General features: G+C 57.6%; 17 protein-coding genes and 1 tRNA gene. 10 read left to right on the top strand and 8 right to left on the bottom strand.

What is annotated here, in order from left to right; genetic code table 11:
* The first annotated feature begins 217 nt into the window (after positions 1 to 217).
* Positions 218 to 463: a CREC-EF hand family protein gene (locus ACR0NE_RS05795; RefSeq protein ID WP_170595529.1), complete on the top strand. Its 246-nt coding sequence runs from the start codon at positions 218 to 220 to the stop codon at positions 461 to 463.
* Positions 464 to 517: 54 nt separating this feature from the next.
* Here the strand turns inward: ACR0NE_RS05795 and ACR0NE_RS05790 are convergent, their stop codons facing one another.
* Positions 518 to 2,062 (bottom strand): trimethylamine methyltransferase family protein, encoded by a 1,545-nt coding sequence (locus tag ACR0NE_RS05790; RefSeq protein ID WP_170595531.1) that lies wholly within the window; start codon positions 2,060 to 2,062, stop codon positions 518 to 520.
* Positions 2,063 to 2,475: 413 nt separating this feature from the next.
* Between ACR0NE_RS05790 and ACR0NE_RS05785 the strand changes: the two genes are divergently transcribed.
* Positions 2,476 to 2,994 (top strand): outer membrane protein, encoded by a 519-nt coding sequence (locus tag ACR0NE_RS05785; RefSeq protein WP_170405935.1) that lies wholly within the window; start codon positions 2,476 to 2,478, stop codon positions 2,992 to 2,994.
* A 17-nt stretch (positions 2,995 to 3,011) separates the two neighbouring features.
* Here ACR0NE_RS05785 and ACR0NE_RS05780 read toward each other — a convergent pair whose 3' ends face one another.
* Together ACR0NE_RS05780 and ACR0NE_RS05775 are read right to left on the bottom strand one after the other, a co-directional pair.
* Positions 3,012 to 4,187: a pyridoxal phosphate-dependent aminotransferase gene (locus tag ACR0NE_RS05780; protein WP_170595533.1), complete on the bottom strand. Its 1,176-nt coding sequence runs from the start codon at positions 4,185 to 4,187 to the stop codon at positions 3,012 to 3,014.
* A 57-nt stretch (positions 4,188 to 4,244) separates the two neighbouring features.
* Complete coding sequence (locus tag ACR0NE_RS05775; RefSeq protein ID WP_170595535.1) at positions 4,245 to 4,589, bottom strand: MmcQ/YjbR family DNA-binding protein; 345 nt, start codon at positions 4,587 to 4,589, stop codon at positions 4,245 to 4,247.
* 218 nt (positions 4,590 to 4,807) lie between these two features.
* Here ACR0NE_RS05775 and cysS point away from each other — a divergent pair, with 218 nt between their 5' ends.
* The 3 genes from cysS to ACR0NE_RS05760 are packed head-to-tail and all read left to right on the top strand — an operon-like array spanning position 4,808 to position 8,617.
* Entirely contained in the window at positions 4,808 to 6,208 is a 1,401-nt protein-coding gene (gene cysS / locus ACR0NE_RS05770; protein ID WP_170595537.1) for a cysteine--tRNA ligase, read from the top strand.
* Entirely contained in the window at positions 6,205 to 7,839 is a 1,635-nt protein-coding gene (cimA, locus tag ACR0NE_RS05765) for a citramalate synthase (protein ID WP_170595539.1), read from the top strand. Before cysS ends, cimA begins: the two co-directional genes overlap by 4 nt.
* Position 7,840: 1 nt before the next feature.
* Entirely contained in the window at positions 7,841 to 8,617 is a 777-nt protein-coding gene (locus tag ACR0NE_RS05760) for a squalene/phytoene synthase family protein (RefSeq protein ID WP_170595541.1), read from the top strand.
* Between the two features lie 2 nt (positions 8,618 to 8,619).
* Here ACR0NE_RS05760 and ACR0NE_RS05755 read toward each other — a convergent pair whose 3' ends face one another.
* A complete protein-coding gene (locus ACR0NE_RS05755; protein ID WP_170595543.1) occupies positions 8,620 to 9,846 on the bottom strand; it encodes an MFS transporter in 1,227 nt (408 codons plus the stop codon).
* 98 nt (positions 9,847 to 9,944) lie between these two features.
* Between ACR0NE_RS05755 and ACR0NE_RS05750 the strand changes: the two genes are divergently transcribed.
* The 3 genes from ACR0NE_RS05750 to ACR0NE_RS05740 are packed head-to-tail and all read left to right on the top strand — an operon-like array spanning position 9,945 to position 11,569.
* Positions 9,945 to 10,577 carry a DNA-3-methyladenine glycosylase family protein gene (locus ACR0NE_RS05750; protein ID WP_170392996.1) on the top strand — a complete coding sequence of 211 codons (633 nt, stop codon included), beginning with the start codon at positions 9,945 to 9,947 and terminating at the stop codon, positions 10,575 to 10,577.
* Entirely contained in the window at positions 10,574 to 11,239 is a 666-nt protein-coding gene (locus ACR0NE_RS05745; RefSeq protein ID WP_170392997.1) for an alpha/beta fold hydrolase, read from the top strand. The genes ACR0NE_RS05750 and ACR0NE_RS05745 overlap by 4 nt, the downstream gene beginning before the upstream one ends.
* Before the next feature lie 27 nt (positions 11,240 to 11,266).
* Entirely contained in the window at positions 11,267 to 11,569 is a 303-nt protein-coding gene (locus ACR0NE_RS05740; protein ID WP_170421777.1) for a putative quinol monooxygenase, read from the top strand.
* Between the two features lie 4 nt (positions 11,570 to 11,573).
* Here ACR0NE_RS05740 and ACR0NE_RS05735 read toward each other — a convergent pair whose 3' ends face one another.
* The gene (locus tag ACR0NE_RS05735; protein ID WP_170405910.1) at positions 11,574 to 11,999 is read right to left on the bottom strand and encodes a VOC family protein; all 426 of its coding nucleotides are present in this window, start codon (positions 11,997 to 11,999) and stop codon (positions 11,574 to 11,576) included.
* 31 nt (positions 12,000 to 12,030) lie between these two features.
* Positions 12,031 to 12,636: an rRNA large subunit pseudouridine synthase E gene (locus ACR0NE_RS05730; protein ID WP_170562621.1), complete on the bottom strand. Its 606-nt coding sequence runs from the start codon at positions 12,634 to 12,636 to the stop codon at positions 12,031 to 12,033.
* Positions 12,637 to 12,847: 211 nt separating this feature from the next.
* On the opposite strand from ACR0NE_RS05730, the gene ACR0NE_RS05725 reads away from it, so the two are divergent.
* On the top strand, positions 12,848 to 13,435 hold the full coding sequence (locus ACR0NE_RS05725) for an HNH endonuclease (RefSeq protein WP_170405905.1): 588 nt from the start codon (positions 12,848 to 12,850) through the stop codon (positions 13,433 to 13,435).
* A 3-nt stretch (positions 13,436 to 13,438) separates the two neighbouring features.
* Here ACR0NE_RS05725 and ACR0NE_RS05720 read toward each other — a convergent pair whose 3' ends face one another.
* Together ACR0NE_RS05720 and ACR0NE_RS05715 are read right to left on the bottom strand one after the other, a co-directional pair.
* Positions 13,439 to 13,903: a disulfide bond formation protein B gene (locus tag ACR0NE_RS05720; protein ID WP_170595546.1), complete on the bottom strand. Its 465-nt coding sequence runs from the start codon at positions 13,901 to 13,903 to the stop codon at positions 13,439 to 13,441.
* Positions 13,900 to 14,478 (bottom strand): YqaA family protein, encoded by a 579-nt coding sequence (locus ACR0NE_RS05715; protein ID WP_170393003.1) that lies wholly within the window; start codon positions 14,476 to 14,478, stop codon positions 13,900 to 13,902. Before ACR0NE_RS05715 ends, ACR0NE_RS05720 begins: the two co-directional genes overlap by 4 nt.
* 145 nt (positions 14,479 to 14,623) lie before the next feature.
* On the opposite strand from ACR0NE_RS05715, the gene ACR0NE_RS05710 reads away from it, so the two are divergent.
* Positions 14,624 to 14,709, top strand: a tRNA-Leu gene (locus tag ACR0NE_RS05710).
* Positions 14,710 to 14,727: the final 18 nt, after the last annotated feature.

Here is a 14,727-nt window from a genome sequence, read left to right as displayed (position 1 = left end):
TCGCCGGATCATCCTGTTTGGATCGGGCAAGAGTTGCCGAAACCTGTCCTGGCCATTTCGCCCGGCAAGCCTCCGCAAATGCGACTCAGTCAAACACGCAGAGATTGGCTTGAAAGCGGCCATATCAATCTGAGCGGGTGACACGCCTTCAGGATGGCCTTTTTTTGGCGCTTGTCCGGACGCAAACACTCAAGAAAACGCAATCAGGAGGCATAACATGAAACCGCAAATTCTGGCCCTTATCTCAACCTTCGCACTTGGCCTGCCGACATTGGCCGTCGGCCAAAGCGCCGCCGATACCAACGGCGACGGAGTACTGACGATCGATGAAGTTCAGGCCGTCGTGCCTGACGTTGATGCCGAAGGCTTTGCGCAGATGGACGCAAACGGCGACGGTGCGCTAGATCAGGATGAGATCACCATCGCTGAACAAGCGGGCCTGCTGCCGTCGTCCAACGGCTGATATAGCAGGAGTACTGGCGGCCCGGAAGCTCCGGGCCGCTTATTTTTCAGTGTCTTACGCGGGTAAGTAAATGTTGAACTTGCCACGAATTTCCGCGTCCAGAAGCGGGTCGAATCTGGCCGGGGAAGGCACGGCGAGGATCTCTTCCTTCCGCTTCACTGCCTTTTCGATCAGATCTGGTTTGCCAAGCTCAACCCATTCCTTCGGAGATGATCGGTCACCAAAGGTAGGATAGACGTAATCTGCCTGCATACGGCCTAGCGTCGCATCGGTGCCAAGATAATGCCCAGGACCACCCATGCAGACTTCGGCCATCTGATCCAGTGCCAGCGTCTCGTCCGTTACCTCGATTCCGCGCACACAGCGCTGTGCCTGTCCGATCAGGTCATCGCTCAGGATCAGGCTCTCGTGGCAGAACCCCAGCAACGAGGCATGCATGCCTGCCGCTTCATACACCATGTTCAGGCCCGACAGCCCAGCCATGACGTTCGAACACATTTGTTCCCAACCGGCCTGCATGTCGGGCAATTTCGCGTCCGATGCACCAGCTGCGGCACCACCGGGCAGATCGTAGAACTGGTGCATTTGCGCGCAGCCAGCGGTTAGCAGAGCTTGTTCACCCGAGCCGATGGACATTGCACCCGTGCGCAGGTCCAGACCAAAAGGCCAAGTGCCAAAAATCGCAGGAGCACCGGGCTTTACGGCGTTTACATAAACCAAACCCGCCAGACATTCGGCGGAGGCTTGTGTGATCGCTCCGGCAACGGTCGAGGGTGCGGTAGCTCCTGCCATGCCCGCAGAAAGCAACAAAACCGGCATTCCGGCCTTGATGCATTCTTCCATCACCTCGCAGCTTTCGGTGGCGAATTTCATCGGGGGCACAACGAAGCAGTTGGAGTTGGACATGAAGGGCCGCTTACGCCACTTGTCCTCTCCGCCCGCGATCATGTGCAGCATCTCGATGGCGGGGGCCACATGGCTGGGCTCCGTGAACGACGTACCGATATGTTTGAACGTGCCTGAGGTGGTGGCGTAGACCGTGTTCAGGTCCATCTCAAGGTTGTCGGCGATATCTCGGCACACCATGGGGCGTTGAACAAAGTGAATGTTTTCAAGCTGTTCACAGATGCGAGTCGCGTCATGCAGGTCCTGCAGGGTCGAGTCGCGATATTCCTGTCCATGCACGTCGACCATGCTGACCGCTGCGCCTGCGGTGCCATAATGGACACGTGTCCCTGATAGCTCCAAATCCGACTTGCCATCCCGGCTGTGTAGCGTGATCGAGCGGTTGGCCTTGGCGATTGTGTCCTCGACCAATGCGCGCGGAAAGCGGATGCGGCCATCGTCGCCCAAGGTGCATCCCGCAGCCACGAGATAGTCGATCCCACTTTGTGGCGCATCAGCAAGGCCGATGGTTTCTAGTGCGGTCAGAGCGGCCTCGTGGATGCGTTCGATCTGTGCTTGGGTCAGAACCTTCAGGGTTCCGCCCTCCATACCAGGCCGAATCGGGCGAAGATGTTCCGGAAGAGCTGACGCACGGGCGGCACGACGCGCGGCGCGGCCACCGCTGCGGGATGAGTTTCGGGTTTGTTCGTTCATGTGTGTGTCCGGTCAAAAAAGTACGTTGTGGGTGAGTGTACCTAGACCAGTGCTGGCCGTCCTCGTGCCGCACGACCGCGATCCGCACCAATGGTGCGGCTGACCAGCCGAATCTTCCAAACTTCGTTATGCATCAACTTCCTCAGTCTGATGCGCCCATTGTTTCAATGCACTACTGGACAATCTGTTCTGTTTGCGACTTTGGACTAATTTTATTGGGTCGTCAGTCAAAATGAACTGGGCGCAAATCCTCGTGACTAAATGTTTTTTTCCAATAGCGGTAAGAATCTGTTAATCTGCACGTAGTTATTTGGATTTGTACCTTAGGTTTAAGTAAATACTGGGGTTGGCTGATCAGCAGATCGCTGCCTCGGGGATGCGCCCAAACCGGCAACGGATGTTTGGAGGTCTGCATGAAGTCATTACTGGCCGCACTCGCCGCAGCACTGATAACAGGTGCAGGGCAGGTTGTGGCAGAAGACTGGACAGGCGCGTACGCTGGTTTCAGCTTTGGTTATGCAGATGTTGATGGGTCCGGAGGGGCAGGCGGAAGCGGGGGCAGTTTTGGCCCGCTGATCGGATACGACTATGATTTTGGAAATTTCGTGCTTGGCGGTGAGTTGGAATATAACCGCCTGAATCTTGATCTGGGACAATCCGAAGGAAGCCTTGATAGTATGTCGCGATTGAAGTTGCGCGGCGGCTACGACTTTGGATCAGCCCTTGGCTATGTTGTCTTGGGAACCGCGCGGGCCAGTACGTCGGGTGACAGTGATACGGCAGCCGTTTACGGGATCGGTGTTGCCTATCCGCTTGGCGATCGGTTTGTAATCAGTGGCGAAGCGCTGCGGCAGAACTTCGATGATATACCGGAGTCTGGTCGAAGCCTCGACGCAAATGTGTTCAACTTGCGCACCACATTCCGCTTCTGAAACTCGGTGGTCGATTGTCATCCCTCTGCCAATTGAGCGGCAAATTCGCATAGGGTCTGTAGCGATGTGACGAATTTCTCGTCATCGATTGTCATGGCCACGCGGATGTGACCTGCTGCGGCAGAACCAAAGCTTTCACCGGGCATCACAGCGATGGCATGCGTGTCCAGCAGCGCATTTGCGAACACATCGCCGCTAAGACCCGTAGCCCGGATATCCAGCATCAGATACATCGCGCCTTGCGCCGGTATTAAGGTGACGACCTGCTGCGCAGCCAGCACTTCAATCGCCAGAGCGCGGCGGCGGCGAAACGGCGCGGCGATTTTGTCTTCGAGAGGTTGTCCCACGCTCAGCGCATAGTTGGCCGCATCCTGTATAAAGCCGGGCACACCATAGGTTGTGTGTGTTGCCAAGTTGATCAGGTGGTCGATCACGCCTTCCGGAGCAACGATCCACCCACAACGCGAGCCAGTCATGGCATGAGATTTCGACATTGAACCCACGACCAGAGTGCGCTCAGCCATGCCGGGTAGAGCGCGAGGTGACAGGTGTTCACCCTCCCAAACCTGCGTATCGTAGACTTCATCGGAAATCAGCCATAGATCGCGGCGCTGACAAACCTCGGCGATGGCAGAAAGTGTTTCGGCGGAATAGACCACACCAGTTGGATTGTTTGGGGAGTTTATCAGCAGCGACACCGCCCCGCCTGCCGCGCCATCGATATCGGAAGCGCGAGGTTGGAACAAATCTTCGGCGCGTGTTTCTATGCGTTTGGCTACCGCTCCAACGCCACGGATCGTGCCGGGGTAGGTGGCATAATACGGATCCAGGTAGAGCGCGATATCGCCCGGATCGCAAAGCGCGGTGTGTGCCGCAAACAATGCGGCCTGACCGCCAGGGGTGATGATAACGTTGTTGCGTGTGGTCGCTACACCTGTTCGCATTTGGACACGGGCGGCCACAGTATCACGCAGCAGATCAGTGCCCGGAACCATCGCGTATCCTGTGTGCCCGCTGCGGGCCGAACTTTCCATGGCCGACAATATTGACTGATCGGTCCGAATGTCATGCTCGCCGATCGTCAACTCGGTAACGGCATGGCCTTCGGCAATCATCCGACGCGCGCGGATGAACACCTCCCAGCCGTCTGATCCACCCTCGGTCAGATGCGTAATGCGATGCGATAGTTTCAAGGGATTCTCCCGACCGGCTATGACGCCGAATGGGGCAAAGCACAGCAATTTTGTCAATCAGCTTCGCGGTGGCAAACTCGCCTGTATCTTCTTGGGCAGCGATGCACGGACGATATCGTATGAGGTGATCAGGCGATGTTGCATCTCGTCGGCGGCGGTTTCCCACGGCAGGCGAACCCAGCTGCGGTGAAAATACGGGGCCTTGGTGCCAATCCCTGCGTCGATCAACATCTGCGCGGTCTCAATGTCGGTTGTCTTGACCGATACACCATCCCCGACCGAGCCGACGCAGGCAAACATCTTGCCGCCCACTTTCCATGCGTCGTGGCCTCCGCCCCAAGGATCCGAGAGTTCGGCTCCGGGCAGGTCAGCGCAAATAGTGTTAACGAATTCACGGCTCATGGCGGGCAGAGTGCCGCCGCGGATTGTAAAACTCAAGACTTGGCTCAGAGCGGTAGCCGTGCTAGGCAAAGCGCATGAACCGGAAAACTTGCATCATTATCTGCTGCATTACCTGCTGATTTCTCAAGCGGGCCGGTTTCTTTCGTTTTCATCTCTGAGACAAGTTGCTAAGCCCGCGCCAACGCGTGACGTATATGCTGTTTCAGGAGCACGACCCGATGACGACGATCAAACTGCACAACACAAGGACACGGACGAAAGAGGATTTCGCGCCGATCGATCCCGATAATGTGCGGATGTATGTCTGTGGTCCGACGGTCTATGATAGGGCGCATCTGGGGAACGCACGGCCTGTGGTTGTGTTCGACGTGCTCTATCGTTTGTTGCGGCATGTATACGGTGCTGATCACGTGACCTATGTGCGCAATTTCACCGACGTGGATGACAAGATCAACGCCACCGCATTGTCGCGCAAGAAGGCTGGGGCTGACGGGTCTTTGGAACAGTTGGTGCAGGAACGTTCGGACGAAACCATCGGCTGGTATCTGCACGACATGGGCGCGCTGGGGGCGTTGGAACCCAACGCGATGCCGCGCGCCACAGAGTATATCGCGCAGATGATTGCGATGATCGAAGACCTGATGGACAAGGGGCATGCCTATGCCGCCGAGGGTCACGTGTTGTTCGCGGTGGACAGCTGGAAGGAACACTACGGTGCGCTGTCGGGGCGGTCGGTTGATGACATGATCGCCGGGGCGCGGGTCGAGGTCGCGCCTTACAAGAAGAACCCGATGGATTTTGTGCTGTGGAAGCCGTCGACCGATGAGTTGCCCGGCTGGGACAGCCCATGGGGCCGGGGGCGTCCGGGGTGGCATATCGAATGCTCGGCCATGAGCTATGAATTGCTGGGCGAGAGCTTTGATATTCACGGTGGCGGCAACGATCTGATGTTCCCGCACCACGAGAACGAGATTGCTCAGAGCAAATGTGCCCATCCGCATGGCGAATTCGCGCGTGTCTGGATGCATAATGAGATGCTGCAGGTCGAGGGCAAGAAAATGTCCAAATCGCTGGGCAATTTCTTCACCGTTCATGATCTGCTTGAGCAGGGTGTGCCGGGTGAAGTGATCCGGTTTGTGTTCCTGCAGACCCATTATCGCAAGCCGATGGACTGGACCGAGAAGAAGGCGCGCGAAGCCGAGGCAACATTGCGCAAGTGGCGGGCGTTGACAGCGGGCATCGAGCCCGCCGCCACCGCGGCACCTGCGGTCATCGATGCGCTTGCGGATGATCTGAACACGGCAGGTGCCATCGCGGAACTGCATCGTTTGGCTGCAGATGGTGATGCTTCGGCTTTGCTGGCAAGTGCGCAGCTGGTTGGACTGTTGGGGGACGATATGGGCGCTTGGGCCGAGACCGCTTCGGCTAATCTGTCGTCTCATGCAGAAAAGCTGGCCGCTGCGCGCGCGTTTGCGATGCAGAGCAAGGATTTCTCTGAGGTTGATCGTCTAAAGGCGGCATATATCGCCGCCGGGCTTGAGGTTCGGATGAGCAAGGATGGTGTGGAATTGGTGCCCGGCGCCGGATTCGACGCCGCCAAGCTGGAGGGGGTCGAATGACCAAGGAACGCCTTTACCTCTACGACACCACGTTGCGCGACGGGCAGCAAACTCAGGGTGTGCAGTTCTCGACAGCCGAGAAGGTGCAGATCGCGCAGGCGTTGGATTCGCTGGGGATTGATTACATCGAAGGGGGTTGGCCCGGAGCGAACCCGACCGACAGTGCGTTTTTTGAAAGCGCGCCTGAGACGTCGGCCTGTATGACGGCGTTTGGAATGACCAAACGCTCGGGCAGGTCGGCTGAGAATGATGACGTTCTGGCGGCTGTAATGAACGCGGGAACACCAGCCGTTTGTCTGGTTGGGAAATCGCACGATTACCACGTGACCCACGCACTTGGTATCACGCTGGAGGAAAACACCGAGAACGTTCGCGCCTCGGTCGCGCATATCGTGGCGCAGGGGCGGGAGGCTCTGTTTGATGCCGAGCATTTTTTTGATGGCTACAAGGACAACCCGGAATATGCGGTTGAAGTCTGCCGCGCTGCGCTCGATGCAGGGGCACGGTGGGTGGTTCTGTGTGACACCAATGGCGGAGCATTGCCGGCAGAGGTCGGGCGGATCGTATCCGAGGTGATTGCGGCCGGTCTGCCGGGGGATCGGCTGGGCATTCATACGCATAACGACACCGAGAACGCAGTGGCGTGCTCGCTGGCTGCAGTCGATGCGGGGGCGCGGCAAATTCAAGGTACGTTGAATGGGTTGGGAGAGCGCTGTGGCAATGCCAACCTGACCGCTTTGATCCCAACGCTGATGCTGAAAGAACCCTATGCCTCGTGCTATGAGATCGGAGTGATGCCCGAGGCGCTGGCCGGGCTGACGCGCATCAGCCGGATGTTGGATGATATCCTGAACCGAGTGCCCAGCAAGCAGAGCGCCTATGTAGGCGCGTCGGCTTTTGCGCATAAGGCCGGGCTGCATGCCAGCGCGATCCTCAAGGACCCGACAACCTATGAGCATATCGATCCGGCAAGTGTTGGAAATGCGCGCATCATTCCGATGTCGAACCAGGCTGGGCAATCGAACCTGCGCAAACGTCTGACCGATGCGGGATTGGCCGTAGAAGCGGGCGATCCGGCGTTGGGACGTATCCTTGAGCGGATAAAACTGCGCGAGGCCGAGGGGTATTCCTACGACACCGCGCAGGCTAGTTTTGAGCTGCTGGCGCGGGATGAATTGGGGCAGTTACCCGAATTCTTTGAGGTCAAGCGCTATAAGGTGACCGTTGAGCGCCGGAAGAACAAATACAACAAGATGGTCAGCCTGTCTGAGGCGGTTGTTGTTGTGAAAGTGGATGGCGAGAAGAAGCTGTCGGTAAGTGAGTCGCTGGACGAAAGCGGTAGTGATCGCGGTCCGGTGAACGCGCTCGCCAAAGCTCTGGCCAAGGATTTGGGGCAGTATTCGCAGATACTGTCGGATATGCGGCTGGTCGACTTCAAGGTGCGCATCACTCAGGGCGGGACCGAGGCGGTCACGCGCGTGATCATTGACAGCGAAGACGGGCAAGGGCGGCGCTGGTCTACGGTTGGGGTGAGTGCGAACATAATTGATGCCTCGTTCGAAGCGCTGCTGGATGCGATTCAGTGGAAACTGGTGAGCGATTGCGCCCCGCAGTCAGCGGCCGCCGAATAAGGTGGAGTTCGACGACGACATCAAGGCTTGTGCTGCGCTGGTTCATCGGGCCGATCCCGATCGCTTTATGGCTGCCATGGCCGCGCCAGTTGAGGCACGGGCAGTTTTGTTCCCGATTTATGCGCTGAACGTCGAGGTGGCCCGTGCCCCGTGGGTGACGCAAGAGAGCATGATCGCTGAGATGCGGCTGCAATGGTGGCGCGATGCCTTGCAAGAGATTGCCGAAGGTCCATCTGTTCGTCGGCACGAGGTTGTCACACCTGTGTCGCGCGTGATTTCTCCGCATCTGGCAGCGCTGCTGGATGAATATGTGGCCGTAAGGCGTTGGGATATCTATCGTGATCCGTTCGAGGATGAGGCGCATTTTGACGCCTATATTGCCCATAGCGCTGGAACATTAATGGTGGTGTCGGCGCAGGCTTTGGGTTCGGCGGATGAAACTGTTCTGCGTGAATTCGGATATGCAGCGGGGATCGCGAATTGGCTGCGCGCAATTCCCGAGCTTGAGGCACGTGGGCGCATTCCTTTGCTGGACGGAACCCATGACGGGGTTCGGGCGCTGGCGCAGAAGGCTTTGGACCGATTGGCGCAAGCGCGGTCCACCCGCAACGAGATCTCGGCACAAGCACGGCCTGCGCTCTATGCGGGGTGGCAGACGGAATGGGTGTTGCGGACTGCATTGGCCAGACCGGACCGGGTGGCCGCAGGTGCGTTGGCTCAGGGTGAAATCCGACGTCGGTTTACCCTGATGAAAACGGCAGCGACCGGGCGCTGGTAACGTCAGACGGTTTGTGGGTCCGAAGGCCTCAGAACCAGCCACAGCAGCGCGCCACCTGCAAGGGTCAGCAGCGGGATCATGGCGAGGTTTACGGCCGTCCAACCCTCGACCGCTGAACCGCCCGAGCAGTTCATCAATCCGCCAGAGGCAAGCGAGGCCAAAGTCACGCCGCCAAACACCAGCAAGTCATTCAGGCCCTGCATTCGCCCGCGTTCGTGCACTTCATGCGAGTCTGCCAACATGCTGGTGGCGCCAATGAAGCCAAAGTTCCATCCGATGCCAAGCAGGATCAGGGCGACGAAAAAGTTACCTAGATCAACACCTTGCAGGGCGACAATGCCTGCACCGCCAAGGATCGCCAAACCGAGAGCTACGATCTTTTCGACCCCAAACCGCGCGATCAGGTGGCCGGTGAAGAAGCTGGGAATGTACATCGCCAGTACGTGGCTGGTGACGATATCCGCGGCATCTCCTTCGGTATATCCGCACCCGACGACGGCCAAAGGTGTAGACGTCATTACAAGGTTCATCAGCGCGTAGGAAACCATTGAGCAGATGATCGCCACTGCGATGCGTGGAGTTTTCAGCAACTCCAGCCGTGTGCGACCTTTGGGTTCATCTTCGGTCGGTTTCGGCGGAGTAGGGATGTCGAGAAAGAAGAACAGGGCTGAGCCGATTACGTTGATCGCGATCACCGCCAGATAAGTGCCCAAAAACGGGACCACATACGCCTGCGAGGTCAGCTTGACGATCTGAGGGCCGATGATCGCCGCCGCAAGCCCTCCGGCCATGACGTATGAGATCGCCTTGGGCCGAAATGCATCAGAGGCGGTGTCTGCTGCTGCAAAGCGATAAAAGCCATGTGCGCTCATGTATATGCCGGTCAGGAAGCTGCCGATCAGGAAGATCGGGAACGAGCCGAGATAAAGGCCGTAAGCCCCGATAACGCCCCCTGCGGCACCTGCGGTTGATCCCACAAGAAACCCGGCACGGCGTCCCCAGCGTTGCATGATGGCTGAAATCGGCGTTGCCGCCAGCATTGAACCCAGAACGATCAGTGAAATCGGCAGCGTCGCAAGGCAAGCGTTGCTGGCCAGCGATTGGCCTGCCAGCCCGCCGACGATGAACATCATCGGCATCTGCGCGCCTAAAATCGCCTGCGCCGCCACCAAAACGGCGACGTTGCGTTTGGCCTGACTATCGTCGGGGGTGGCAGCGATCATTGTCATGGGCGAATGGTTATCTACGATTGAGACTCGGCACAAGCGGGTTGCATATGCGGCACATCCGCCTAACGTGCGGACAAGGATCACTTATCGGAGAGCGCATGTCCGTCGGACGCATCATCGAAACACCGGACTGCGTTACCGAAGGGGCCGAGTGGTTGGCTGAGGCCTGCCCCCGGATGGCTTATGCGATGGAGCAAACCGGCCCCCTGCCACTCAGGCGCAAGCCTGACGGGTTCGCCCAATTGCTCAGCGCGATTGTCAGTCAGCAGGTCAGCGTGGCCTCGGCAAACGCAATCTGGAAGAGGCTGCAGGACGCAAAACTGACCGGTCCGCGCAAGATTATGTGGGCCACTGATGATGATCTGCGCGCTGTGGGTCTCAGCCGTCAGAAAATTCGCTATGCCCGCGCCTTGGCTGAGGCGCGGATCGATTACAAAGCGTTGCGTGATGCGCCAGATGACGAAGTGGTCGCAATTCTGACCGAGGTACCGGGAATCGGTGTCTGGACTGCCGAGATTTATGCGATGTTTTCGCTGGGTCGCGCCGATGTGATTGCACCGGGCGATCTGGCCTTACAGGAAGCTGCACGCATCCTCTATGAATTGCCAGAACGACCAAAAGACAAAGAGTTACGCCAGATGGCTGAAGCATGGTCGCCGTGGCGATCGGTTGCGGCGCGGGTGCTGTGGGCCTATTACCGGGTCGCAAAAGACAGAGAAGGGATCAGATGACACGGGTTTTGAACGCGCTCAGGAAAGAGCCGGTTTCAGGCGACACACGCTCGGTCGTGGTGTTTGTGCATGGTTATGGTGCAAACGGGGCCGATCTTTTGGGGCTGGCTGATCCGTTGGGCGAGCATCTCCCGGATACGTTGTTTGTAGCTCCGGACGCGCCTGAACAGATCATCGGTATGCCCAACGGTTTCCAGTGGTTCCCGATCCCGTGGATTGATGGCTCATCCGAGGAGGAAGCCCGACGGGGTATGGAAATGGCAGTTGAGGATTTCAACGCGTTCCTTGATGCGCTGATGGTGGATGAGGATGTCCTGCCAGAGCAGGTAGTGCTGTTCGGTTTCAGCCAGGGCACGATGATGAGCTTACATGTAGCCCCGCGCCGCGAGGACCCAGTGGCGGGGATCGTAGCGTTCTCGGGACGTTTGCTGGAACCTGATTTGCTGCCGGACGAAACCGTCAGTCGCATGCCAATCCTGCTGGTGCATGGCGATGCTGATGACGTTGTACCGCCGCAATCGTTGCCAGAAGCAGCTGAGGCACTTCAGGCGGCTGGGTTCAAAGAGGTTTATGCCCATATAATGAAGGGCACCGGCCACGGGATTGCTCCGGATGGCTTGAGTGTTGCGCTGGCCTTCATGCGGGATAAGCTGAGCCTCTGACTTGCGGGGCGATCTAAGGAGAGCATGATGCTGATCGTGACAGGAGTGGTCGAAGTTTCAGATGCAGCGGTCGAGAAAGCCATTGCTGCCGCGCAGGAAATGGTTGCGGAAACTCTGAAAGAACCCGGATGCCTGATCTATGAATTCAGTCAAATCCTGGGTCAGGCGACCCGCTTTCGGGTCTATGAGGAATGGCAGGATCAGGCCGCGCTTGAGGCCCATTTCGCGACCCCTCATATGGCTGCTTTTCAGGCGGCACTTGGTGAGGTCGGCGTTGTCTCTAGCGAAATCTACCGTGTGATCGGGGGCGAGAAGCAGCCGCTTCGCTGATCGATCACTCCCAAAGCCTTCCTTCCGAGAATTCGACCGAGTTGCCTGCAGGGTCTCGTACATAGAGCGACCGGGCTCCGTTGGGCCAGTCGAACTCGGCATCGACAGGGATGTTCCAGTCCAACAGATGCTTGCGCATCACGGTGATTTCATCTCGGGTTAGGACAAGGCAAACATGGCTGGGACCGCGCGCCCCATGCGGTGGGACCGGCAGATCAGGGTTGCCTGGCGGTTTCTCGGTTTCGCTGGCATTGAACAGCAACAGGACGGACCCGCCGATCCGATAGAACACATGGCGGTCGGTGACGCGCTGGATTTTCTCTAGCCCCAATATCTGACCATAGAAATCCTCGGCCGCATCTAGATCGTCGACATACAGCGCGGCTTCCAGGATGGCAGACGGGGCAGGGATATCCGGTGTTACCTTCATGCCCTAAGCCTATCACATCACGCAGTTTTTGTCACCGGCGCGGGCGGCGGTCCCGCTTGCGCGACGGTGCTGCGTCAACAGCTGGCATCGGCAGGCTTTCCCACTGACCGGGGTCAAGGCCGTCCAAAGACCAATCTCCAACACGGGCTCGGATCAGGCGCAGAGTTGGGTGCCCGACTGCGGCTGTCATCCGGCGAACCTGACGGTTGCGGCCCTCTTTAATCGTCAGTTCAATCCAACTGTCGGGCACCGTTTGGCGAACCCGGATCGGCGGGGTGCGTGGCCACAGCCATTCGGGTTCGTCAATCAGCCGCGCCTTGGCGAGGCGCGTCAAACCATCCTTAAGTTCAACACCTTCCCGCAACGCCTTTAGTGCCGCTGTATCGGGAATGCCTTCGACCTGAACCCAGTATGTCTTAGGCATCTTGTGCTTGGGGTCTGATATCTGCGCCTGCAATCGCCCATTATCAGTCAGCAGCATCAAACCCTCGCTATCCCGGTCCAAGCGTCCCGCAGGATAGACACCGGGCAGGTCGATGAATTCCGAGAGCGTGCTGCGGGGCGAGTCAGAATTGGCGCGGTCGGTGAACTGCGGCAATACATCGTAAGGTTTGTTGAAACGGATGAACCAGGACATGCCCCGCCATAGCTTGCAGACCACATCTGCGCAACCTGTGGATAAGTGTCACTTATCTGTTACGTATTCGGCCTAACCAATACCCGAGATGTTGTGTGAACTCGGCACTTGTCAGAGATTTAACACGATATATAGTTAACTTAAGGCCGGGGCGGGTGTTCCCCGCTCTGTTGTCACAAACGGGCAGTACAGAGCGAGGAGCGATTCTGTTATGGACGGAGACTTCAGGACCGAATTTGTCAGGGAAACCGGTGCTCTCAAGCATCATCCGGCATTGGTTTTGAACGCCGATTACAGACCTCTTTCCTACTACCCGTTGTCTTTATGGCCGTGGCAGGAGGCGATCAAAGCTGCCTGGCTGGACAGGGTGGATATTGTTGCGGAATATGACGAGGTTGTCCGCAGTCCCAGTACCGAGATCCGAATACCCTCGGTGGTTGTCCTGAAAGACTATGTAAAACCCAGAAAGCGCGTGGCCTTCACGCGCTTTAATTTATTTTTGCGGGACGAATTCAAATGCCAGTACTGCGGCAGCCGTGAAAACCTGACCTTTGATCATGTTGTACCGCGCGCTGCGGGCGGGGTCACAAGTTGGCAGAATGTCGTTGCAGCGTGCAGCCCGTGCAATCTGCGCAAGGGCTCAAAATCCCTGCGACAGGCCAGAATGTCACTGAATAAACCGCCGCGTCAGCCGGATGCTGAGGCTTTGCGCAATATCGGTCGGAAGTTCCCCCCGAACCATCTGCACGAAAGCTGGATCGACTTCCTCTACTGGGATGCCGAACTGGATCAGCTATAAACCCTAGCGCGCGCGCCAGGCTGCGATCCAGATCAGGACCAGACCCGTCGAAATCAATCCATTCCAGCCCGCCATGGAAATCCCGAACATCTCCCACGGGATGTCATCGCAACGGACGAGCGGTGCGGACATGATTTGATTCATTAACTCTTCTGCACTCAGACCGCCGATATCACCAGATGTGCAGGTCGATGGGCCCTCCCACCAGCCTTGCTCGACCCCAGCATGGTAAAACCCTATTCCCGCCGTTGTGGCCGCCGCCAGAGCGCCTATTAGGGGCAGGGGGCGGACGCCCGGGAAGGTAAAGGCTAGAGCACCAAGAATCACTGCGACACCATGAGGATACCGCTGCCAGATGCACATTTTGCACGGCGCGAGCCCACCAATGTATTGAAAGCCCCAAGCCCCAAGTAGCAACGCGGCCGAGCCGGATGCGGCAACCAGAACCAAAAGTCTTTTGCGCGTCATAAGTATTTCACCACAAGAAAGCCGCCAAACAGTAGGATTATGAATAGGGTAAACATCAAACCCAACCGTTTTTCGATGAAGTCACGGATTGGTTCCCCAAATTTCCACAGCAGCCCTGCCACAAGAAAGAAGCGCAAGGCGCGCGCCAGGATCGAGGTGGCTATGAACGTCCCAATCGGCATCCCGGTCCAGCCCGACATGATGGTGATGACCTTATATGGGAAAGGCGTCACACCAGCCGCCAGCACGGCCCAGAAGCCGAAATCATTGAAGCGGGTATTGAACTCTTCCATTGCGTGGGCTTTGCCCATGGCTTCCAGAACAGGCTGCCCAAGGCTTTCGTAAAAGAATGCCCCAATTGCATAACCCAATATCCCACCCAGCACCGAGGCAACCAAGGCGACCGTCGCGATCAGCCAGGCCCGCGACGGACGTGCAAGGATCATGGGAATCATCAAAACATCGGGTGGGATCGGAAAAAACGAACTTTCGACAAAAGCCACAACAGCCAGCGCCCAGAGCGCATGAGGATGTTCGGCCAGACGAATGGTCCAGTCATAAAGGGATCGCAACATGAAGAATAAGTATCCTGGTAACCGCTGCGGCAAGCCAAACCATGCACCCGACTGACCGTCAACCTCCTTCGATGAAACATTCAGGGCAGTGGTTGTTTTTTGCCTCTGGACCTTCTCTCGGTAGAGCGCTAATCCAGTGTTCGTGGCCCAAGTGGCGGAATGGTAGACGCAGGGGATTCAAAATCCCCCGCCTTCACGGGCGTGAGAGTTCGAGTCTCTCCTTGGGCACCACAGCAATTCTGAATATAT

Source organism: Ruegeria sp. C9 (assembly GCF_056537585.1).
This window is presented reverse-complemented; position numbering and strand designations above follow the sequence as displayed.